We start from the raw sequence: 22,163 nt of genomic DNA, 5'->3' as shown, positions 1-22,163 counted from the left end.
GCGACACCTTACCCTGTCCCATGCCCGCGGGGATAGGCACAGCGCAGCAGGCGGCTCAGGCCAGCGCCGGCTCGCCGACACTGCCACCAATGCGGGCGCGGTAGGCGCGCGGCGAGAAACCGGTTTCAGCCTTGAACTTGCGGGTGAAGGCGCTCTGGTCGCTGAAACCGCAGGCCTGGCCGATGCAGGCGATGCTGTCGTCGCCATGCAGCAGGTGCATGGCCATCTGGATCCGCAGCCGGGTCAGCACCTGCTGCGGGGTCATCTGGAACACCTTGCGGAAACTGCGCTCCAGCTTGGACAGCGAGAAGCCGGTGATGTCCAGCAGGGTCTGCATGCGCACGTTCTCGGCGTAGTGCGCATTGAGATGGGCCAGCGCCAGCCGCAGCTGCTCGTACTGGGCGCCCAGGCTGTCCTTCTGGCCAAGATCGCGGGAAATGCCGATCAGGCCCTCGATGGCTCCATCGACCACCAACGGGCGCTTGCAGGTCAGGCACCAGCCCGGTTCGCGGTTGGCGAACAGGTGCAGCTCCATCAGGTTCTCGATCACCTCGCCGGACAGGACCCGGGCGTCCTGGTCGACGTAGTCCGCGCTGAGGCCGGTCGGGTAGATCTCGGCCGCGGTACGCCCGATGACGTCCTTGCGCGCGCGCAGGCCCAGCCGTCGCAGCATGGTCTGGTTGACGTGGGTGTAACGCCCCTGAAGGTCCTTGATGAAGAACAGCACATCCGGGATGGCGTCGAACAGGGCTTCGATGTCGGCGGGCTCGACTCGCATGGGGCAAGCATAGCCGAGGCGCCCTTGCCGGTGCGATCACCCTTGCGGGACTTGCGCTTAACGCCACCAGGCCCACGTGGGGGCCAGCCCCCACCGGAGAACCGGCCATGCCCCGCGGTGACAAGTCCGCCTATACCGAAAAACAGAAGCGCCAGGCCGAACACATCGAGGACAGCGAGCGCGAGCGCGGTGCCAGCGAGGAAACCGCCGAACGCATCGCGTGGGCCACCGTGAACAAGCAGGATGGCGGTGGCAAGCGCAGCGGCAGCGGGCGCAAGGCGGCGAAGAAGGCGGCGAAAAAGGCATAGCGCTTCGCACGGCTTCCTGCCCTACAGCTTCCCCCATCGGCCCGGGTATTGGAAGTGCACGTCGGCGCACGCGACGCTACGCTGGGAGTCCCGACGGAACGGAGAACACGGCATGCGCAAGCCTCGCTGGCTCAGCTGGACCAGCATTGCCGTATGCACACTCTATCTCGCGCTGACCGCCTGGCTGGTGCTCGATGCCCAGGCCAACAGCGATCCCAAAAGCGCCTACATCCTCATGCAGCTGCCGGTGATGCTGCAGACCGCAGCACTCAACGTCATCGGCATGGATGCATGGCTTTCCGGAATGTCCTGGACGACCGTCTACCTCCTGGTGATTCCCCCTACCCTGCCCGTGCTGTATGCGGTGGGGGCCATGCTCGGCAGCGTCCTCGAACAATGATGGCGATGCCTCCGCCTGCCTGAGCGGGCAATGGAAATACGGCCGCCCAGGGCGGCCGCATTCCAGTCAGCGGGCCGGCAGCCTGCTCAGGCGGCGCGACGCGGCGCGGCCGAAACCGCTGCGCCTTCCACCTTGAACACCGCCACCGAGGTGGTCAGTGCATGCGCCTGTTCTTCCAGCGCGCGGCTGGCTGCGGTGGCTTCTTCCACCAGAGCGGCGTTCTGCTGGGTCACCTGGTCCATCTGCACCACCACCTGGTTGACCTGCTCGATACCGGCCGCCTGTTCCTTGCTGGCCGCTGCAATGTCGCTCATCAGCTGGGTGGTGCGCGAGCTTGCCTGGGCCACGCGCGCAATCGCAGCTTCGGATTCAACGGTTACAGCCAGGCCACTCTTCACCTTGGCAGCGGCGTCTTCGATCAGTTCCTTGATCTCCTTGGCAGCGACACCGGCGCGTTGCGCGAGCGTACGCACTTCGCTGGCGACCACGGCAAAACCACGGCCCTGCTCACCCGCTCGCGCGGCTTCCACGGCGGCATTCAAGGCCAGGATGTTGGTCTGGAACGCGATGCCATCGATCACCGTGGATATCTCCGAGATGCGTGCCGACGACTGATCGATCTCGCCCATCACCGTGGCCATCTGTGCCATCGCCTGCTCGGTCTCGCGCACGGCAGCGCCGGCCGCATGCGCCTCGCTGTCCGCCTGTCGCGCCAGTTCGGCATTCTGGCGCACGGTGGACGTCAGTTCCTCCATCGATGCAGCAGCTTCTTCCAGGTTGGCCGCCTGCTGCTCGGTGCGGCGCGACAGGTCGTTGTTGCCGGCGGCCAGTTCCTGCGCCGCGTTGTTGATGCTGTCGGCAGCCACCTGGATGCCACGCACGATGCCGGTCAGCTGTGCGGTGGTGGTGTTGGCGTCGTCGCGCATGCGCGCGAACACGCCGTCGTACTCGCCGTCCATGCGTGCGGTCAGGTCGCCGTGCGAGATCGCGCGCAGCACATCGGAAACATCGGCGATGCTGGCCTGTGAACTGGCCATCATGCCGTTGAGGTGTTCGACCATCGCCTTGAACTGGTACTGGAACGCAGCGGCATCGCCACGCATGCTGAAGTCACCGGCGCGCGCAGCGCGGGCCAGTTCATCGATCTGCGCGTTGATCGCCATCAGGCTCTGCTTCACCGCCGCCAGGGTGCGGGTCAGCATGCCCTTCTCGCCCGGGTAGTCCGGCAGGTCGCGACTGAGGTCACCGATGGCGTAGCGCTGCATCACCTCGGCCATCAGCAGTTCCACCTGCACGTGCGATTCGACCAGGCTGTTGGTGGCCTGCACCATGCGGCCGAAATCACCGGGGAAGGCACTGGCATCCATGCGATAGCGGATTGCGCCGGCCTCATGCTGCCCGGCCATCTGCAGCTGCGCACCGATCGCCGCCTGCACGCTCTGCCGAACGCTGGCCATCGCCTCGCCCAGCTGGGTCAGTTCGTCACGGCCGCCGAGGCGGAACTCCTGGTCCAGCTGGCCCTTGGACAGGCGTTCTGCCAGGTTCACCGCGCGGGCCAGCGGACCGGTCAGGCTGCGGCCGATCATCACCGAGGCACCGATGCCCGCCAGCAGCGCAACGCCGCCCAGCACCAGCAGCTGCACCAGGCTGCGCTCACCCAGGCGGATCGCTTCGGCGGCGGCCTTGCGGCTCTCCTTCTCTTCAAAGTCCACACCGTCGGACAGTGCCTTGTTCCAGCCATTGGCCGCTTCCTGCACCGGGCCCAGGGTCAGCGCCACGGCGCCCGGGTAGTCGCCCTGCTCCATCAGTTCGCTGGTCTGCTTGTTGAGCGGACGCGCGATGGCCCGCTTGGCCGCGATGGTTTCCGCGATGGCCTTGCCGTCGGCGTCGCTGGGCAGTGCCTGGTAGTCGGTCCAGCTGGCCTCGTAGCGCTTGACCAGGTCGGCAATGCGCTGCTCGTCGTTGCCGCGGTCGTCGCCCTGGCGAATCAGCATCTCGCGGCGCACCACCATCATCTGGTTGTTGGCATCGAGCATCTGCGAGAGCAGGCGCACCTTGGCCACGCTGACGTCCACCACCTGCTGCATCGCGCGCTTCTGCACGACACTGGCGGTGGCGCCGGTGGCCACCACGGCGGCAACCAGCAGCAACAACAGGCCAAAGCCCAGCCCAAGACGCCAGGCAACCCTGACATTCCTCAAGTAGTTCATGGGTACATCCAAAACGGGGGGATGTGGCCCTATCGGCACATGCACTGCCGCACTTGATATCGACCGCGACCTTCCTCCCAAATTCGTTCAGGCAAGTGAAGAATCAGATGGATCCTGGGACGCTGACGTCCACGCCAACGTCGTCGGACAGGTCACTTCTTACAACCATCCACACTTTGGCTGAAGTCGACATTCCGGAGAAAGGTCAAGATAAACAGAACCATGTGAGTCATTCCCAACAATGACTCAAGCATTACCACCCATCTCCCTTGATCGTTCGCTGGCACGATGTCGCCATACCCAAGCGTCGTGAAAGTTGCAGTAGAAAAGTAAATTGCAGACGTCAGATCGCCAGAGACAGGCGCGTCATTCCGAGTCGAAACAGCGATCGGGAAAGCGATGTAGTAGCTGGAGAATGCAAGGATCAAGAGAATGGCGGTCGACACAAAAACCAGAGGAGCAATGACAAGCTGTTCCCGCGTATACCGAACGTATCGGTGGCTGATGAAACCAAAGCTGGCATAGCTGACCGCAATGAGCGGCATCCCAATCCAAAGGGCTGCATTCGTGGGGATCCACGCTCGCAACAGTGGCAGCAGCGCTGCCGCAATGACCAACCCCATGCTCAGAATGAATCGAGAGCGACCACTGGGATCTTTGAGCTCCATCCAACTCACGAACTTCACCGTCAGCGTCCGCACGTCAACATCTCCAATTTCCCCGGTTAGCCAATGAGGAGATAGCGGCGCTGTACAGCCACAGCTTTAGCAGAACCCACCTTCCACGCACTCTTCGCTCCAAGCGCCTCTCAGCAACGATACTGCTTGGCCAGAACGTCCAAGTTCCCCCTGGCACCCACTACTGTCATCAGAACCAGGAGCTAAACGCACGCCCCCTACATTGGCGTCCAGCGCCCCCTCCAATCCCGTTCGAAAGGAGGATTCTCGCAGTTGGAACTTCATGCCGCAGACACATGACGCTCGAACTACCGGTCAGTGCAGCTTCGCCCCGGGAACCTGCAGAAACCACTCCCCCTCCCGGCGGTTCTATATTAGAGTCAGAAGAGTCCATTTCCAGCGCCCCCAATGACTCTCAGAGCTTTCATCAGCAGCACCATGGATGATCTTGTGAACGAAAGACGGCTCGTTGCCAAGAGACTCAAAGAACTTGGCATTGAACCTGTAAATGCTGAAGCCATGCCCCCCTCTGGCCTCAACAGCTGGGACAGGATCAGAGGCGAAATAGACAGCTGTCAGATTGTGATCCTCATCTTGGGCGACAGGTATGGCTGGGTGCCAGATGACGGCCATGGTGCCAAGCTGGGTAAATCAGTAACGCACCTTGAGTACGACCATGCGAAGGAACGGGGAAAGATCATTCTCCCGTTTCAGAAGCGACTGAGATACGGACACCCTGTAGACACTCTCCGGGACGACTTCCGTCGCGAAGTTTCCGAATGGTCCGATGGCACGTTCCGACAGGAGTTCGACTTCGCGGACGAGCTTTCAGAGCTTGCTGGCGCCGCCATCATCGATCTTCTCCGAAACACATTCCTCAAGAACCCGCCGTACCCCCATCGTCGGCCGAGGTCAATTCCACAGCCGGCCCTTCCCACCTCAAACCGTTCCACCAACAAGGATGTCCTGATTGCTGGAGCAGGGATGTCCATTGCCGCAGGAATGCCCCCTGCATCACTTCTGATCGGCCTACTTTCGCATGAAATCTGGGATCAACCGAGCCAATCGGAGCGGTTCAATTTCAGTGATGTTGCCGAGTTCTACGCTCTTCAATTTGGCAAAGAACAGCTGATTAGCCGATTGGTGGAAGCAATGGACAGGCTAGGAAACCCTCAGCCGACAACCGCGCATAAGCACGCGGTAAATTATTTCGGCGCAATCATTACTACCAACTTCGATAACTTGTTCGAGCAGGCTTGCGAGCAACAGGGCATTCCATACATTGTCATGCTTCCTGGCGAGTCGCTCCCCGAGGTTGGAAATCGCCTGCCAATCTATAAGCTCATAGGAAGCTTGGATACACCAGAATCGCTGCGCTTGACTCAACGAGAAACGGCCGTAGAGGTGAATTCGGATCTTGTGATGATGGCAAAACAGCTCACGCAAAGGAACCCAGTAACAGTGATAGGTCACGGACTTCGCGATGGACTCATCCCTGAAATCCTCTCCCAACGACCAGAGAGTCTTGAAGGAAGAATGGTTTCTCCAATCGCAGCTCCCATGGAAGAGATACTCCTAAATCGATTCCATTTGAAGAAAGTCGAAATATCAGCTGACGATTTCATGGAAGATCTGATAGGTGGGCAGTGACTTCAGTCAAAGGGCAATGAGGCAATGCAGGCCATTCCCAATGCGATCAAATGCAGAAGCCACAGGACGGTGCAGCGGTCCATGCACCGCTGCAAAGGCTACTGAAGCAAGTTCCGCCGCCAGCGCCGCAACGCAACGGTGAACCCCGCCAACGCCGCCCCTGGAATCAGCAGGAACAGCGCCGCCATCTTCCAGAAGAAGAACGGCCACAGCCAGATGTAATCCAGGTTGGTCAGCTTCAGCAGATCCAGCGGGGGCTGCAACTCGATGTCTGCCGCGTGCCCCGCCAGCTCCGGGTCCACCTCCAGCACGGTTACCCGCAGCCATGAGCGCCCGCGCGGCAATGCATCGCCGCGGCCATAACCAAAGTAGGACGCCATGAGGCCGCTGGACTCAACCGATACCAGCGCACGGTTGATGCCCTGCCCGGCCACTCCCGAACGCTCCCCCGCGCGGAAGTCCCCATGATCGGTGGGAGTGTCGATGCGCAGCAGCACTTCAGGGTCAGCTTCCATGCCGTCTGCGGCATACCGCAGGCGCAGCCGCAGCTGGTCATCGATGAAGCGGTAGACCGTCACCTCAGCCGTCGCGCCCGGGCTCAGCAGCAGCGGCAGGGTCTGGGTGCGCGAGGCCAGATGATTGGCGATTGCCCCCAGCAGCAGAACCACGCAGGCGATACCCCATAAGCTCCAGAGTACCCACAGGGTGACCCGCACCACTGTCTCGCCCTTCACGCTGACATCCTGGTCATCGTTCCGCCTCCCGGCTGGCCGTGCGCCCACAGTAACGAAAAAGCCCCGCGTTTGCGGGGCTTTTCCTTGCAGCGACGCCGGGCATGGCCCGGCGCTACCGCTCACTCAGGCGAACGGATCCTGCAGGACCATGGTGTGGTCGCGGTCCGGGCCGGTGGAGACGATGCTGATCGGGCAACCGGCCAGCTCTTCCAGCGAACGCAGGTAGGCACGCGCGGCCGGCGGCAGGTCATCCCAGTTGGTGATGCCGTGGGTGTTCTCGCTCCAGCCCGGGAATTCCAGGTACACCGGGGTGCAGTCTTCCCAGCCCTGCGCGTCCAGCGGCGCGTATTCGGTACGCTTGCCGTTGTATTCGTAGGCGATGCAGACCTTCAGCTTTTCCATGCCATCCAGCACGTCCAGCTTGGTGATGCACAGGCCGCTGATGCCGTTGATGGCCACGGCGCGCTTCAGCGCGACGATGTCCATCCAGCCGCAGCGACGCGGACGGCCGGTCGAAGCACCGTACTCGGCGCCGCGGTCACGGATGCCCTGGCCGACTTCGTCGTCCAGCTCGGTCGGGAACGGGCCACCGCCGACGCGGGTGGCGTAGGCCTTGGCGATGCCCAGCACGTAGTCGATCGAATCGGCGCCCACGCCGGAACCGGCCAGCGCACCACCGACAGTGGTGTTGGAGCTGGTGACGTACGGGTAGGTGCCGTGGTCGATGTCCAGCAGTGCACCCTGCGCACCTTCGAACAGCACGCGCTTACCCTGCTTGCGCAGGTCGTGCAGGATGCCGGCCACGTCGGACTTCATCGGCTGCACGTATTCGCCGAAGGCCAGTGCTTCGTCGAAGGTCTTCTGGAAATCGACCGCATCGGTATTCAGATACTTGGTCAGCACGAAGTTGTGGTAATCCAGCGCGGTGCGCAGCAGTTCTTCCAGCTGCTTCGGGTAATGCAGGTCGGCAATGCGGATGCCGCGACGCGCGACCTTGTCTTCGTAGGCCGGGCCGATGCCACGGCCGGTGGTGCCGATCGCCTTGCCACCGGCAGCGCGCTCGCGCGCCTGGTCCAGGGCGATGTGGTACGGCATGATCAGCGGCGCGGCCGGGGAGATCTTCAGGCGCGAACGCACTTCCACGCCGGAGGCTTCCAGCTCGGCGATTTCCTTCTGCAGCGCGGCCGGCGAGATCACCACGCCGTTGCCGATCAGGCACAGCGCGTCGTCACGCAGGATGCCCGACGGGATCAGGTGCAGGACGGTCTTCTTACCGTTGATGACCAGGGTGTGGCCGGCATTGTGGCCGCCCTGGAAGCGCACGACGGCGCCGATTTCCTCAGTGAGCAGATCGACGATCTTGCCCTTGCCTTCATCGCCCCACTGGGCACCCAACACTACGACAGACTGACCCATGACGGGCTCCTCGATTTGTTGCGGCCATCGGGGCCGCGGACGGGTAAACCGTGGCGGGGCTGGCCAGCACCTGGATGGCGGCTCCAAACGGGGAGCGGCCGGCGATGGAAGGCCCAGACACGGAAAAAGCCGAACGGGGAGGCCCGTCCGGCTTTTGTGCATTATCCGGGTTTCCGGGGTCCGCTGCCACCTTTCCGACGGACGGCTTCACCGGCCGGTCAGGCCGGCGACTGCTGTAGAGCCGAGCTCATGCTCGGCTGCCATCGCGCCGCTGCGCAGCGCCGCCCGAGCATGGGCTCGGGCGCTACAGGGCTGCGCTTCAGTGCCTTGCCCACCACAGCAGGCTCAGGCCGGCCAGCAGCACCAGCCCACCGAAGCTGCGCAGGGCCGGGCTGGGCAGGTCCAGCAGGCGTTCGGCCATGCGCTTCCAGGCGAACGGTGCGACGAACAGGAACAGGCCTTCCAGCACCGCGACCAGGCAGACGGCGGCGAACAGATCTTTCATGGGGGGACTCCGGAAAAAGCACGGGGCCCGGCTGCTGGCCGGGCCCCGTGGGGTAGTGCCCTGCGACCTCAGCGGTCGTTCTTCAGGTACTGCAGGAACGGGTCGTTCTTGTCGAGCACGATCACGCCATTGCCGTCGGTCATGGAGCCGCGGTAGGCCTCCAGGCTGCGGTAGAACGCGTAGAACGACGGGTCGGCCGAGCCGGCCTTGCCGTAGATGCGGGCCGCATCGGCATCGCCTTCACCGCGCAGGCGCTGTGCATCACGCTCGGCTTCGGCGATCAGCACGGTGCTGTCACGGTCGGCCTGGGCGCGGATGGTCAGCGACTGCTCCTCGCCCTCCGCACGCAGCTTGGCGGCTTCCTGCTTGCGCTGGGCGCGCATGCGCTCGTACACGTCGTTGATCACCTGGCTGTCGGTCGGCAGGTCCACCTGCTTGATGCGCAGGTCGATCATCTGCATGCCCAGACCGGCCACGGCCTCGTTGATCCCCTTCAGCTGCTCGGCGATCAGCTCGCTGCGGTCGCCGGATACCAGCTGCTGCAGGGTGCGCGAGTTGATCTGGTTGCGCAGCGAGTCGGTGATGATCGGTGCCAGGCGGGCGTTGGCGATGCGCGGATCGCCGCCGGTGGCACGGAAGTAGTCACCTACGTTGGAGATGTAGCCGATGGCGAAGAAGTCGACGCTGACGTCCTTCTGCTCGGCGGTGAAGTAGCGCGCCGGCGCGGTGTCGAGCACCTGGAAGCGGCGGTCGAAGACCTTCACCGTTTCCACCACCGGCACCTTGAAGTGCAGGCCCGGCTTGATGTCCGAACGCACCACCTTGCCCAGGTTCAGCACCATGGCGGTCTGGTCCTCACGGACCACGTACACCGAGCCGAGCAGGCCCAGCACCACCGCCACGATCACGGCGATCCAGATAGGACTCTTCATCGGCTGCCCTCCTCACGGCCACTCGGTCGCCCGGTAGGGCGGCCTGCCGGCCGGCCCGGATCACGGGACTGTTCCACCGCTGCGCCCGGCAGCGACGGCATCACCACCTCCGGGTTCGTCACTCCCGGTGGAGCCGAGGTGGTGGGACGGGTATCGCCGGTCATCGGCACGTAGATCAGCTGGCGGCCATCGCCACCGATCACCTTGCGGTTCTCGCTCAGCACCTGCTGCACGGTCTCCAGCCACAGGCGCTTGCGGGTCACTTCCGGGGCGTCCTTGTACTGGGCCTGCAACAGGCTGAAGCGCTGCGCGTCACCCTCGGCCTTGGACACCACGGCCTGCTTGTAGCCTTCGGCGGTGGTACGGGCACGCGAGGCCTGGCCTCGGGCTTCCGGCACGACCTTGGCGGCGTACGCCTGGGCCTCGTTGATCAGGCGCTCCTTGACCTGCTGCGCACCGTTGACCTCGTCGAAGGCCGGCTTCACTTCCTCCGGCGGACGGGCGTCCTGCAGGGTCAGGCCGGTCACGGTCAGGCCGGTCTTGAACGCCTTCAGCAGCGCCTGCAGGCGCTCTTCGGCAGCCACGGCCAACGGGCCACGGTTGTTCAGTACCGCGTTGAGGTCGGCACGGCCGACTTCCTCGCGCACCGCGCTCTGCGCCGACTGCTCCAGCACCTGGTTGGCATCGACGGTGCCGAACAGGTACTGCTGCGGGTCGTCGATGCGGTACTGGACGTTCAGCGAGACGTTGACGATGTTCTCGTCGCGGGTCAGCACCGGCACCTGGATCGAGAACGTCTTGATCTCGGTGGCGTTGACCTTGGTGACCGATTCGATCGGCCACGGCAGCTTGAAGTTCGGGCCGGGCTGCAGGATGCGCGAGAACTGGCCGAAGCGCAGCACCACGCCACGCTGCTGTTCGCCGATCAGCTGGAAGCTGGAGAACAGCACCAGCAGCACGACAGCCGCCACCACCCAACGCATGATGCCGCCGTCGAACAGGTCCTTCAGTGGCCCGGGCAGTCCGCCCCAGCCACCACCATTGCCACCGCCGCGCGACCCGAACGGCCCGCGTCGATTGTCCTCGGGGCCTTGTCCGCCCTTGTTGCCGCCGGGTGTATTCCAGGCCATGCACGCTCCATCAAGATTTGGGCTGCGGCGCGGGCCCTTCCCGCGGCGCCAGCCGTGAAACCATTACCGATCATACAAGATGGGGCGGATCGGCAGGATCGAAAGGGGGGCAACGGGGTAAGGTGGCGTTTTCCTCGAAGTCAGGCAACGCCGATGGCCCCCACCACCCCGTTCACCGCCTTCCGCATCGAAAACGACGACGCAGGCTACCGCAGCGGCCTGGCCCAGCTCGGGGTCGACGACCTCAACCCCGGCCAGGTGCTGATCCGCGCCCACTGGTCCTCGGTCAACTACAAGGATGCCCTGGCCGGCACCGGCAAAGGGAAGATCCTGCGCCGCTTCCCGCTGGTGGGCGGCATCGACGTGGCCGGCACCGTGGTCGCCAGCACCGACCCGGACTGGCGTGAAGGCGACGCGGTGCTGGCCACCGGCTGCGGCCTCAGCGAGACCCGCGACGGTGGTTACAGCCAGTATGTGCGGCTGGAATCGCGTGCAGTGATCGCCCAGCCGGCCGGGCTGAGCCCGCGCGAGGCGATGGTGCTGGGCACCGCCGGCTTCACTGCGGCCCTGGCCCTGCTGCGCATGCAGGACAACCGGCAGGTCCCAGAACTGGGCCCGCTGGCGGTCACCGGCGCCAGCGGTGGCGTCGGCGCGCTGGCGCTGTCGATCTTCAGCCGTGCCGGCTACACCGTGCACGCGATCAGCGGCAAACCCGACCAGACCGGTTTCCTGCGCGCCATCGGCGCCACCGAGGTGCTGCCGCGTGAGGCGCTGGCCGATAGCGGCCCGCTGCAGTCGGCGCGTTTCGGCGGGGGCCTGGACAATGCCGGCGGCGCCATGCTCGCCAGCCTGCTGGCACAGACCGTGCCCTATGGCAGCGTGGTCAGTGCCGGCCTGGCGGCCAGCCCGTCGCTGGACATGACGGTGATGCCGTTCATCCTGCGCGGCGTGTCGCTGCTCGGGGTGTCTTCGGCCAATGCACCGCGCCGGCTGCGCGAAGAGGTGTGGTCGCGCCTGGGCGGCAAGTGGAAGCCACAGCACCTGGACCGCATCTGTACCGCCGAGGTCGGCCTCGATGGCCTGCCGGCAGTGTTCGAGCGGATGCTGGCCGGTGGATCGCTGGGGCGCACCGTGGTGCGGATCGACTGAACGTCGCAGGCAGGCGACGGACGGCAGATGCGCCCCTCCCGCCGGTAATCAGCCCGCACTACACTGCGGGCATTACATGGGGAACAACATGGCACGCATTCTGATCGTCGACGACTCACCGTCGCAGCTGTTGGGGATACAGCGCATCGTCGAGAAGCTCGGGCACCAGATCCTGACCGCCACCGATGGCGCCGCCGGGGTCGAAACCGCCAAGGCCGAGCTGCCCGACCTGGTCCTGATGGACGTGGTGATGCCCAACCTCAATGGCTTCCAGGCCACCCGCACCCTCGCCCGCGACGAGGCGACCCGGCATATTCCGGTGATCCTGGTGACCACCAAGGACCAGGACACCGACCGCATGTGGGGCATGCGCCAGGGCGCCAAGGCCTACATCACCAAGCCGTTCTCGGAAGACGAACTGTCCGAGGTCCTGGAGCGCGTGTTCGCCGGCCAGGGCTGAGGGGTTCGCGGTAGGTGCCAACCTTGGTTGGCACAGCGTTGCCGGCCAGCGGCCGGCTACCGCAATTGGTGCGGAAGCACCGCCCTGGTAGGTGCCAACCTTGGTTGGCACACCTTGGCCTGCACCCATCAAAGCGGATATCAGATCGACTCGCCGAAGGCCTTGGCCAGGTTGCGGTAGGCCTTCTTCTGCGCCTCGTCGGTCGCGGCCGGAGCCACGATCTCGATTTCGACGATCTGGTCGCCCTCCGGGTTGCCCGGCAGGCCACGACCGCGCAGGCGCAGCTTGCGACCGGCATCGGAGTCGGCCGGAATCTTCAGTTCCACCGCACCGCCCAGGGTCGGCACGCTGATGCTGGTGCCCAGCGCGGCCTGCCACGGGGTCAACGGCAACGTATAGAGGATGTTGCGGCCATCGACCTCGAACTGCGGGTGCGCGGCGTACTCCACTTCCAACAGCAGGTTGCCACCATGGTTGCCCTGCCCGGCCAGGCGGATCACCTGCCCCGGACGGATGCCCTTGGGCACGCGCACATCCAGCTGCTTGCCGTTGACGGTGATGCGCAGGCTGTCGCCGCTGTAGGCCGCTTCCAGCGGCACCGACAGCTTGGCACGGGTGTCGCGGTTGGGTGCATGGCCCTGGCTGCTGAAGCCCGGGCCTGGACCGGCACCGCCGCGCTGGCGCGCGAACAGGCTCTCGAAGAAGTCGCTGAAGCCGCCGTTGGGGCCACCACCGCCGAACACTTCCTCGAAATTGAAACCACCGGCGCCGCCGTAGTTGGGCGGCACGTTGAACTCCTCGCCCGGGCGGTAGCCCTGCGCGCGCAGCTGGTCGTACGCCGCGCGCTTTTCCGGATCGCGCAGCGCCTCGTAGGCCTCGTTCACTGCCTTGAACTTGTCCTCGGCCCCGGCCTCCTTGCTGACGTCCGGGTGGTACTTGCGTGCCAGCCGGCGGTAGGCGGTCTTGATCTCCGCCTCGCCCGCGCTCGGTTCCACCCCCAGGGTGGCGTAGTAATCCTTGAATTCCATCCAGCTACCTCGATCTGCTTCGGCCGCGCCGGTGGCGCCGCCCCGGGTTCATTCTACGCGCCAGCGATGCTACGCCGCCCCTCGTGCGGCCCCGGTGAGGCCGACTGATCCTGCGCAATGCGGCTGCCATCGCCCTGCCCCAGGCTGTGGCTGGAAGCCCGCTCCGCAAAGCCTGAAGATGGGGCCTGCACGCCGGTTTTCCAATGTCTTGACGCCCCTGTCCCATCCGGCCCACTAGCCTGCCCCAGCAAGGAGTTCCCCATGACCATCCAAGTCGGCGACCGCATTCCGGAAGTGACCGTCAAGCGCATCCGCGAGGGCATCGAAACGCTCGATACGCATTCGCTGTTCGACGCGCGCAAGGTGGTGCTGTTCGCCGTGCCCGGTGCATTCACCCCGACCTGCTCGGCACGCCACCTGCCCGGTTATGTCGAGAAGTTCCAGGCCTTCCGCCAGCGCGGCATCGACGTCTACTGCATGGCGGTCAACGACCCGTTCGTGATGAAGGCCTGGGCCGCCGACCAGAGCGTGCCCGACGGCCTGCTGATGCTGTCTGACGGCAATGCCGAACTGACCCGCGCGCTCGGCCTGGAGCTCGACGCCAGTGCCTCGGGCATGGGCATCCGCTCACGCCGTTTCGCCCTGTATGTGGTCGATGGCGTGGTCCGTGCGGCCTGGATCGAGCAGCCGGGCCAGTTCGAGGTGTCTTCGGCCGAGTACGTGCTGGAGCACCTGCCCACCTGATTCCCCACCGCAAGAGGAAACGGCCAGCCATGTCCAGCAAGCCAGCCAAAGCCGCAAAGCCCGCCGCAAAGGTTCCCGGCATCAGTGACCGCAAGACCCTGCGCGAGCGCGCCCGGCGCAACATCGAAGACGGGGCGATCACCGACAGCTACAGCGCCGACCGCAAGGTGGTGATCAAGCTGCTCAACGACGCACTGGCCACCGAATACGTGTGCGTGCTGCGCTACTACCGGCATTACTTCATGGCCAAGGGCATGCTGGCCGACGCGGTCAAGGCCGAGTTCCTCGAGCATGCGCAGCAGGAACAGGCGCACGCCGGCAAGCTGGCCGAGCGCATCGTCCAGCTTGGCGGCGAGCCCGACCTCAACCCGGACACGCTGACCGCGCGTTCGCATGCCGAATACAAGGAAGGCAGCGATCTGCGCGACATGGTCCGCGAGAATTTGGTGGCCGAACGGATCGCCATCGACAGCTACCGCGAGATGATCAACTTCATCGGCGACCGCGACACCACCACCAAGCGCATCCTTGAAGAGATCCTGGCGCAGGAAGAGGAACACGCCGACGAGTTCGCCGACCTGCTGGATGGGTGGATCGGGGAATGATCCGGTAGATGCCCACCCTGGTGGGCGTTCTGCCACGTGCCAACCAAGGTTGGCACCTACCGCAGGACGTTGAACCGCACCTGGGTCCATGCACCGTCCGCCGCCAGCGCGGTCAGCGTGTGTGCGCCAGGCTCGGCGAATTCACGCTGCATCAGCTGCGCGCCCCGGGTCTGCGCGATCCAGCGGCCATCCAGCAACCAGTCCACCGCCTGCTCGCTGCCCAGCGCGCGCAGCTGCAGGCGTACGCCATGTTCCGAATTCGGCGCGCGCGCCAGCGTGGCGCCATCATTGAGCCCGTCCACATGCAGCGCGACGCTGGCCTCACGCCCGTCGTCGCGGCAGTCCGGCGACAGCGCGGGCAGCTGCGAGGCCTCGCGCGTGGCCTTGGGCAGCCACGGTGACAACAACGCCGGCCAGCGCGCGATCTCACGCGCGACCTCGTCATGGGGAGTGCGGCAATCGGCCGATACGCGCAGACCGGTCCGGGCGTCGGCCAGGTAACGCTGCCGGCCCGGCTGCCAGCGCCGCGCCTCGCGCTCGGGAAAGGTCGGCGGTGCCGCGCCGTCCAGCAGGTAGGCCGACATCCGTCGCTGGCACAGTGCCGCCGGCAGCCCCTCGGCACGTTCGCCGGTTGGCCAGCAGATGTCCTCCTGGCTGACGCTGGCCGGCATCGGCGCGGCCGCAGAATCACCACGCTGGCGTGGCAGGCTGTCCACCACTTCAAACATCAGCGGCAGCGCGGTGACCGCGCCGTACTGGCCCGGCAAGGGTGTGCCGTCCGGCCGGCCCACCCACACGCCCACCGTGTAGTGGCGGGTACTGCCGATGGCCCACGCATCGCGATAGCCGTAACTGGTGCCGGTCTTCCACGCCACGCGCGGGCGGCCACCGACATCGAAAGTACCCACGCTGTATCCCGGGCGCGGGTTCGACTCCAGCATCTCGCGCACGATCCAGCTGGCGCCCGGCGAGGCCAGGCGCCGCTCGATCATCGGCTCTTCGTCGGTGTAGCGCACGCGGCCGGCGATGCCGTTGCGGTTGAGCGCGGCGAACGCGCCGACCAGGTCTTCCAGGCGTGCGCCGGTGCCGCCCAGGATCAACGACAGGTTGGGCGTGCTGCCCGGCGGGAAGCGCAGCTGGATGCCGGCGTGCGACAGGCGTGCGGCGAAGCGCGCGGCGCCGACCCGCTGCAGCAGGTCCACCGAGGGTACGTTGAGCGACAGCCGCAATGCGCTGGAGGCGCCGATCGGCCCATTGAACGCCATGTCGAAGTTGCCGGGGCGGTAGCTGCCGAAACTCTGCGGCGCATCGACCAGCAGGCTTTCCGAATGGATCAGGCCATCGTCCAGCGCCATCGCATACAGGAACGGCTTGAGCGTGGAGCCCGGCGAACGCCAGGCCTGCACCATGTCCACGTGGCCAAGCCGCTGGCGATCACCGAACGCCAGCGTGCCGACATAGGCACGCGCCTGCAGGGTCTGGTTGTCGACCACCAGCAGGGCCGCCGAGGTGCGCTCGGGCAGCGCCGAGAAATAGCTGGCCACGCGTTCTTCCAGCGTGCGCTGAAGGCCGATGTCGATGCTGCTCTGGATGCGTGCCTGGCCCGGATGCGCCGAGTGCAGGCGCTGTGCCAGCAGCGCAGCGTGCAGCGGAGGCCGCAGCGAGCGCGCCACCACGTTCTCGATGCGCGCATCCTCCACCTCTTCCGGTGTCCACGCGCCCAGTTCGGCCATGCGTGACAGCACCTTGTCACGCGCCTTCTGCGCGGCTTCCGGGTGGCGGTCCGGGCGCAGCCGGCTCGGTGCCTGTGGCAGTACCGCCAGCAACGCGGCCTCGGCATGTGACAGCTGCGCCGCCGGCTTGCCCAGATAGGCCCAGCTGGCCGCTTCCACGCCCTCGATGGTGCCGCCGTAGGGCGCACGCTCCAGATACAGGGCCAGGATCTGCTGCTTGCTCAGATGCACTTCCAGCTGCACCGCGCGCAGCATCTGCTTGAGCTTTCCCCAGGGCGTGCGCGTATGCGGGTCGAGGATGCGTGCGACCTGCATGGTCAGGGTCGAGCCACCGGAAACGATGCGGCCGCCGCGCAGCAGCTGGCCGCTGGCACGCAGGATCGCCAGCGGGTTGATGCCCGGATGCCGCCAGAACCAGCGGTCTTCGTAGGTCAGCAACGCCTGCAGGTACAGCGGCGAGACGCTCTCGATCGAGGCCGGATAGCGCCACACGCCCTCGGCATCGGCGAACGCACGCAGCGGGGTGCCGTCGGCAGCCACCACCAGGGTGCTGGTATCACGCTGCTTCGGCAGCGGCGGCGGGAAGGCGAAATCCAGCACCAGCAGCAGCGCCAGCGTGGCGGCCATGCCCCAGCGCAGCCACGGCCACAGCGGCCGCAGCCGGCGGCGCAGGGCCGCCAGCCGGGTGGTCATCATGTTCTTCATTGCAGGTTGCCAGCAGGACGGGCCGCGCCGTCGCGGCCCGTCCGCGCGGTCACGGCTGTACCACCGTGATCGTGGTCGGGTTGCTGCGGCCCACGCCGCGCAGCTGCGGCCGGTACATGTCCTCCACCAGCGGCGGCGGCACCGAGTAGGTTCCCGGAGTCACCGCGCGCACCAGGTAGAACACGCTGGCCTTGCTGCCACGCGAGAGCTTCAGCGCGGCCACGTAGCGGTCATCGCGGAACTCCTCGTGCTTGGTATCGGCGGCTTCACCACGGTCGCTGATGGTGATGCCATCGACCACCACATCGGCCCACTGCTTGGCATCACCCAGGTTGAAGTTCTCGATCTCCAGGCCCGCCGGCAGCAGGTCGGTCAGCAGTGCATCGGGCATCGTGGTGTCAGCGGTCACGGTGACGCGCACGATCAGTGCTTCGCCCTCCTTCAGCGGGCGCGGCGACCACGGCTTGCCATCGGTGCCGTAGTAGCTGCGCTCGACGCCCAGCACGCTGCTGTCCGGCGCCGGTGCGCTGCGCGGGATGCCGGCCACGTCGATGCTGGCGAACATCGGCGGCTGCCCCTGCGGAGTGAAGCGCACGCCGCTGGCGAGCTCACTGGCGCTGAAGTTGCGGCCGAACAGCTTGCGCTCGCCGATGGCTTCGGTGTTGCCACCGATCACCAGCTCACCGGCGACCAGCGCCTTCTGATTGGCGGCGAGCGCCTTGCCAAGGCGGGCAATCGCCACCTGCTCCTGCGTGCTCAGCCACATCCAGCCGGCATTGCGACGCGCATCCAGGCCACGGCCCAGGTCCACCGCACGCGCATCCCAGGCAGGCTTGGCCAGCTTGTTTTCGTGGGTCAGCGCGATCATCAGCGCGTCGTCACGGATCGCGCTGCCGTAGTCACCGAAGTACGACGGGCGTTCGCTGCTGGACTTGGCGAAGGCCGCCGCCAACGCCGCCTGGCCGCGCTTGGCATCGCCCTGCAGCGACAGCGCCACACCCAGGTGGACCAGCGACAAGCCACCGACCGCCTTGCTGCGCTCGTTGTCGTACAGCGTGCGCAGGGTGCCCAGCGGCGCACGGTTGACCCGGGCCAGCACGTAACCCGAGTACGCCTGGTTGGCGAACTTCAGCTTCTCGCGGTCGTCCTGGCCATAGAACTGGTTGCCACCGGACAGCAGGTCCTCGCTGAGCCGGTTGAGCGCCTTCTGCAGCACGTTGTCCGGCACCGCGAAACCGGCATCCTTGGCATCGAGCAGGAACTCGGTGATGTACGGGGTCAGCCACGGGTTCACGTAGCCGTCGTCACCCCACATCGAGAAGTTGCCATTGGCCACCTGCATCGATGCCAGGCGGCCGAACGCACCTTCCATGCGCTCGCGACGGGTCTTGGCATCCAGGCCGTCTGCACCGAGCATCGACGACGTCGCCTGGTCCAGGATCAGCGCGGCATAGCCCTTGCTGGTGGTCTGCTCGGCACAGCCATAGGGGTAGTTCAGCGCGCCCTGCAGTGCACTGGCGAACGGAATCGGCGGCAGCGGGCTGACCAGCAGGCGGGCATTCACCGACTCGGACATCAGGCCATCGGTCAGGCTGTTGTCGAGACTGACCGCCGCCAGCGGATCGAGCGTGCGCACCTGCGAACGCAGCACCTGCGGCCACGCCGCACGCACCGGCAGGTCGTAGCGGCGATCGGCCTTGAAGCCGTTGCCATCCACCCGCACCCGCACCTTGGCCACGCTGTGGCCCTCACGCGCCGACAGCGGGAAGCTCAGCGTGGTCTTGACATCGGCATTCAACTGCACGCTGCGGCTGCCCTCGCCCAGGTTCAACGGGCCCTCGGTGTCCACCTTCACGTTGAACTGGCCCGGCTTGCCGGTGAAGTTCTGCACGTCCAGGGTCACGGTGCTGCGGTCGCCCGGGGCCAGCACGCGCGGCATGCTGGCTTCGGCCAGGATCGGCGCGCGCACAATGGTTTCCACGTCGCGCTTGCCGTACTGGTCATCGCTGTAGACCAGCGCCGATACACGCAGGGTGCCGTTGAAGTCCGGCACCTTCAGGCGGACGCGGGCATTGCCCTTGGCGTCCAGCTGCACCGGGCCGGAGAACAGGTCCACGGTCTGCACGCGCGCAGTCGGACGCTTGGCCTGTGGCAGTGCCTGCAGCGCCATGTCGCCACCGAACTTCAGCTTGCCGCTGCCACCATCGAAGCTCTCGATCACCCGGCTGTAGATGTCATAGGCATCAATGCCGAGACGACGCTGGGCGAAGAAGTGCGCACCGGCGTCGGGCACCGGGAAGCGGGTGATGTTGAGGATGCCCACGTCCACCGCCGAGACGGTGACGTGCGCCGTCCTGCCGGCCAGCTGCGGCGCGCTGACCGTCACCGGCAGGTCCTGCTCCGGCCGCATCTGCTTGGGCGCGACCAGGCCGACGGCTACGGTGCGGCCCTTGCGGTCCATCGGTACGTGTACCACGCCCACCGCACGGGCCGGGGTGATCTTGCTCGGCGCACTGCCGCCACGGAACACCAGCGCGGTGATGTAGACGTCGTGGCGTTCCCAGTCGGCGGTGACCGGAATCTTGAAGGTCGACCCCGGCTTGGCCTCGATGTCCTGCACGTACAGCATGCGGTCGGTCTCGACCATCAGGATGCCCTTGCCGGCGTGCGGCGGGGTCACCGTCACCTGCAGGGTGTCACCGGCCTTGTAGCCGGTCTTGTCCAGGCCCAGCTTGACCTTGTCCGGGCGCGCGTCGAGGCCGCGGTTGTCATCGCCCCAGCTCCAGCCGGCACGGAACGGGTAGCGGCTGGTCAGGCCGGTGGACGGATCGAACACGTCCACCCGGTACTCGCCCCACTCCACCGGGAAATCGAAGGCGACCGCGCTGCTGCCGGCATCGACGGTGCGGGTTTCCTTGTTCTCGAAACGGCGGGTGAAATCGTAGTCCCAGCGGTTGTCGTTGAAGGTCCAGTGGTAGTCACGCAGCTCGCGTACCAGGGTGATCTTCAGGCCCTTCGCCGGCTGCGGCGCGCCCGAGGCATCCACGCGCATCAGCTCGAAGCGCGCATTGCCATTGGAATCGGCCCCATCGTCAGGGTTGAACAACGGGCGTACACCCACCAGCGCGTTGGCCGGCCACATCACCCGCTTCAGGGTACGGGTGACCGTGCGGCCACCGGTTTCATACAGGCTGCCGGACAACACCACGGCGACCGGTGCCTTGGCCTTGGCCGCCTCCTCCGGCAGCGCCACGTCCTCACGCAGCTGGCCATTGCCCGGCAGCGTGGTGTCGATCACGTCCTTGGCTTCGCGTGGCAGCTGCAGGGTCGGGTCACCGAAGAAGTAGCCCGGCAGGCCGTCCACCGGCTTCTGTTCGGCGGCCACCGCCATGCGTGCGGTGAAGCGGTTGCCATCGGCCGGGGCGCCATACAAATAGGCACCGTTGGCCTGCAGGCGCAGGTCCTCGCCCGGCTTCAGCGTCTTCTGCGCGCTGTCCAGGTCCAGCTTCATGCGCTCGGGCAGGAACTCCTCGATGCGCAGGGTCATGCCCTGGATCGCTTCCTTGCTGGCGGGATCGGTACGGAACTCGACCTGCCAGCGCCCAGTGGGCGCCTCGGCGGGAATGACCTGCTCGAAGTTGATGTAGCCCTGGTCGCCCGGCTGCAGGCGGGTCTCGCGGAAGGTCTTGCCGTCAGGCTGCTTCAGGCGCAGGAACACCGGTTGCGCCTTGACCGGCTTGCCGTCGTTGTCGCGCAGCAGCGCGGACAGGCGCACGGTCTCGCCGGGGCGGTACAGGTCGCGGCCAGACCAGGCGTAGACATCGAACCACGCGTTGTCACGCCCCGCCACGGCGAATTCGCTCAGGTCCAGTGCCGGCTGGTTGAACGGCAGGAAGCTGGTGTCCTTGCCACTGCTGGCGACCAGCACATGGGTGGCATCCAGGGTGTAGTTCAGCAGCGCATTGCCATTGCCGTCGGTGCTGCCCTTCAGCACCACCTCGCCCTTGGCATCCAGCACGCGCAGATCGATGCCCTTCAGCGGCGCGCCGTCCTTCAGGCCGGCGGTGTGCACGAACAGTTTGTCCTTGTAAGCACGGGTATGCAGGCCGATGTCGCTGACCGAGAAGAACGCGGTATCGAACTCGCCTTCGTAGTCGCCGGTGCGCTTGAGCAAGGCGAAGTACAGGCCCGGCTCCTGCAGTTCCTTGATGTCCTGGGTCGGCAGGTAGGTCAGCACCCGCTCGTTCTTCTTGCCACCGAGGATGAAGCGGTTGACGTAGACCGGCTCGGCCAGCTTGTTGATCGGGCTGCGCTCGTAGTCGCTGCTCAGCTCCCAGCTGCCACGGCGGCCGCCGCGCTGGTACTGGCTGAAGAAGGTCGGCAGGTCCTTCTCGCGCACGCGCAGGAACTCGACATCGACCTCCGGCACGTTCACCGAGACCACCGGCAGGCCGCGGCTGTCCTTGGCCGGCAGCACACTGCCCTGCGAAGCGAAGCCCACCACCGGCTTCAGCTCGCCGCTGAACACCTTCTGCTTCAGTTCCTTGCCCAGCCGGCTGCCATCGGCAGCCAGAAGGTCCGGCGAGACCACCAGGCTGAATTCCTTGCCGGCCTCGACGAACGGGTAGCGCAGGGTCAGGCCGTCATCGGACAGCGTCCAGCTGCTGTCGTCGGTGCCGACCTTCTCCTCGAAGCGCACCAGCTTGTCGAAATCCTGGGTGCCGACCAGCGGGCGCGAGAACTCCAGCGCCAGCGACAGACCGTCATTCTTCTGGTCCGGGTAGGCGCGCAACAGGGTGAATTCCTTCACCTGCTCGGCCTTGGTGGTGATCGCCTCACCACTGGCCTTGGGCAGCTGCCCGCTGTCGTTGCGGCAGCCGGCCAGGCCCAGCAACAGGCCTCCTGCCAGCAATGCTGCCGTCCATCCCCACCGCATCCGCCGTGCCGGACCGCTCATGTCGTCACTCCTTGATCGAGGTGGCCATTATAGGCAGGCCGC

17 protein-coding genes and 1 pseudogene are annotated in these 22,163 nt (G+C 65.9%); 7 read left to right on the top strand and 11 right to left on the bottom strand.

Annotated elements, in window-relative coordinates; genetic code table 11:
- Positions 1 to 55 precede the first annotated feature (55 nt).
- Positions 56 to 778 carry a helix-turn-helix transcriptional regulator gene (locus tag B9Y64_RS09165; protein ID WP_100440412.1) on the bottom strand — a complete coding sequence of 241 codons (723 nt, stop codon included), beginning with the start codon at positions 776 to 778 and terminating at the stop codon, positions 56 to 58.
- A 107-nt stretch (positions 779 to 885) separates the two neighbouring features.
- Here B9Y64_RS09165 and B9Y64_RS09160 point away from each other — a divergent pair.
- Together B9Y64_RS09160 and B9Y64_RS09155 are read left to right on the top strand one after the other, a co-directional pair.
- Positions 886 to 1,080: pseudogene (locus B9Y64_RS09160) on the top strand (hypothetical protein); the annotation flags it as partial.
- A 118-nt stretch (positions 1,081 to 1,198) separates the two neighbouring features.
- Entirely contained in the window at positions 1,199 to 1,486 is a 288-nt protein-coding gene (locus tag B9Y64_RS09155) for a hypothetical protein (RefSeq protein ID WP_100440410.1), read from the top strand.
- A gap of 86 nt (positions 1,487 to 1,572) precedes the next feature.
- Here B9Y64_RS09155 and B9Y64_RS09150 read toward each other — a convergent pair whose 3' ends face one another.
- Positions 1,573 to 3,696, bottom strand: coding sequence for a methyl-accepting chemotaxis protein (locus B9Y64_RS09150; RefSeq protein WP_100440409.1), 2,124 nt, complete (start codon positions 3,694 to 3,696; stop codon positions 1,573 to 1,575).
- A 152-nt stretch (positions 3,697 to 3,848) separates the two neighbouring features.
- Positions 3,849 to 4,397 (bottom strand): potassium channel family protein, encoded by a 549-nt coding sequence (locus B9Y64_RS09145; protein ID WP_100440408.1) that lies wholly within the window; start codon positions 4,395 to 4,397, stop codon positions 3,849 to 3,851.
- Positions 4,398 to 4,781: 384 nt separating this feature from the next.
- Here B9Y64_RS09145 and B9Y64_RS09140 point away from each other — a divergent pair, with 384 nt between their 5' ends.
- Positions 4,782 to 6,023 carry a DUF4062 domain-containing protein gene (locus tag B9Y64_RS09140; RefSeq protein WP_100440407.1) on the top strand — a complete coding sequence of 414 codons (1,242 nt, stop codon included), beginning with the start codon at positions 4,782 to 4,784 and terminating at the stop codon, positions 6,021 to 6,023.
- A 98-nt stretch (positions 6,024 to 6,121) separates the two neighbouring features.
- Here the strand turns inward: B9Y64_RS09140 and B9Y64_RS09135 are convergent, their stop codons facing one another.
- The 5 genes from B9Y64_RS09135 to hflK form a co-directional block, all read right to left on the bottom strand.
- The gene (locus tag B9Y64_RS09135; RefSeq protein ID WP_100440406.1) at positions 6,122 to 6,757 is read right to left on the bottom strand and encodes a hypothetical protein; all 636 of its coding nucleotides are present in this window, start codon (positions 6,755 to 6,757) and stop codon (positions 6,122 to 6,124) included.
- 123 nt (positions 6,758 to 6,880) lie between these two features.
- Positions 6,881 to 8,173: an adenylosuccinate synthase gene (locus B9Y64_RS09130; protein WP_014038120.1), complete on the bottom strand. Its 1,293-nt coding sequence runs from the start codon at positions 8,171 to 8,173 to the stop codon at positions 6,881 to 6,883.
- Positions 8,174 to 8,492: 319 nt separating this feature from the next.
- A complete protein-coding gene (locus B9Y64_RS09125) occupies positions 8,493 to 8,678 on the bottom strand; it encodes a DUF2065 domain-containing protein (RefSeq protein ID WP_005410640.1) in 186 nt (61 codons plus the stop codon).
- Positions 8,679 to 8,746: 68 nt separating this feature from the next.
- Positions 8,747 to 9,610, bottom strand: coding sequence for a protease modulator HflC (gene hflC / locus B9Y64_RS09120; protein WP_010482785.1), 864 nt, complete (start codon positions 9,608 to 9,610; stop codon positions 8,747 to 8,749).
- On the bottom strand, positions 9,607 to 10,740 hold the full coding sequence (hflK, locus tag B9Y64_RS09115) for an FtsH protease activity modulator HflK (protein WP_100440405.1): 1,134 nt from the start codon (positions 10,738 to 10,740) through the stop codon (positions 9,607 to 9,609). Before hflK ends, hflC begins: the two co-directional genes overlap by 4 nt.
- A gap of 153 nt (positions 10,741 to 10,893) precedes the next feature.
- Between hflK and B9Y64_RS09110 the strand changes: the two genes are divergently transcribed.
- Together B9Y64_RS09110 and pilH are read left to right on the top strand one after the other, a co-directional pair.
- Positions 10,894 to 11,889: a YhdH/YhfP family quinone oxidoreductase gene (locus B9Y64_RS09110; protein WP_100440404.1), complete on the top strand. Its 996-nt coding sequence runs from the start codon at positions 10,894 to 10,896 to the stop codon at positions 11,887 to 11,889.
- Positions 11,890 to 11,977: 88 nt separating this feature from the next.
- Entirely contained in the window at positions 11,978 to 12,349 is a 372-nt protein-coding gene (pilH, locus tag B9Y64_RS09105) for a twitching motility response regulator PilH (protein WP_005410644.1), read from the top strand.
- Between the two features lie 140 nt (positions 12,350 to 12,489).
- Here pilH and B9Y64_RS09100 read toward each other — a convergent pair whose 3' ends face one another.
- Entirely contained in the window at positions 12,490 to 13,377 is an 888-nt protein-coding gene (locus B9Y64_RS09100; protein WP_100440403.1) for a DnaJ C-terminal domain-containing protein, read from the bottom strand.
- 261 nt (positions 13,378 to 13,638) lie between these two features.
- Between B9Y64_RS09100 and B9Y64_RS09095 the strand changes: the two genes are divergently transcribed.
- Together B9Y64_RS09095 and B9Y64_RS09090 are read left to right on the top strand one after the other, a co-directional pair.
- Positions 13,639 to 14,121, top strand: a complete 483-nt coding sequence (locus B9Y64_RS09095) for a peroxiredoxin (RefSeq protein ID WP_100440402.1) — start codon at positions 13,639 to 13,641, stop codon at positions 14,119 to 14,121.
- 29 nt (positions 14,122 to 14,150) lie between these two features.
- Positions 14,151 to 14,726, top strand: a complete 576-nt coding sequence (locus B9Y64_RS09090) for a ferritin-like domain-containing protein (RefSeq protein ID WP_049435264.1) — start codon at positions 14,151 to 14,153, stop codon at positions 14,724 to 14,726.
- 56 nt (positions 14,727 to 14,782) lie between these two features.
- Here the strand turns inward: B9Y64_RS09090 and pbpC are convergent, their stop codons facing one another.
- Together pbpC and B9Y64_RS09080 are read right to left on the bottom strand one after the other, a co-directional pair.
- Positions 14,783 to 17,164, bottom strand: coding sequence for a penicillin-binding protein 1C (gene pbpC / locus B9Y64_RS09085; RefSeq protein WP_100440401.1), 2,382 nt, complete (start codon positions 17,162 to 17,164; stop codon positions 14,783 to 14,785).
- A 49-nt stretch (positions 17,165 to 17,213) separates the two neighbouring features.
- Positions 17,214 to 22,121 (bottom strand): alpha-2-macroglobulin family protein, encoded by a 4,908-nt coding sequence (locus B9Y64_RS09080; RefSeq protein ID WP_100440400.1) that lies wholly within the window; start codon positions 22,119 to 22,121, stop codon positions 17,214 to 17,216.
- Between the last annotated feature and the right edge of the window lie 42 nt (positions 22,122 to 22,163).

This window comes from Stenotrophomonas maltophilia (assembly GCF_002799245.1).
GTDB lineage: Bacteria > Pseudomonadota > Gammaproteobacteria > Xanthomonadales > Xanthomonadaceae > Stenotrophomonas > Stenotrophomonas maltophilia_S.
The sequence above is the reverse complement of the archived record's forward strand: the minus strand, read 5'-3'. Positions and strand labels throughout refer to the sequence as shown.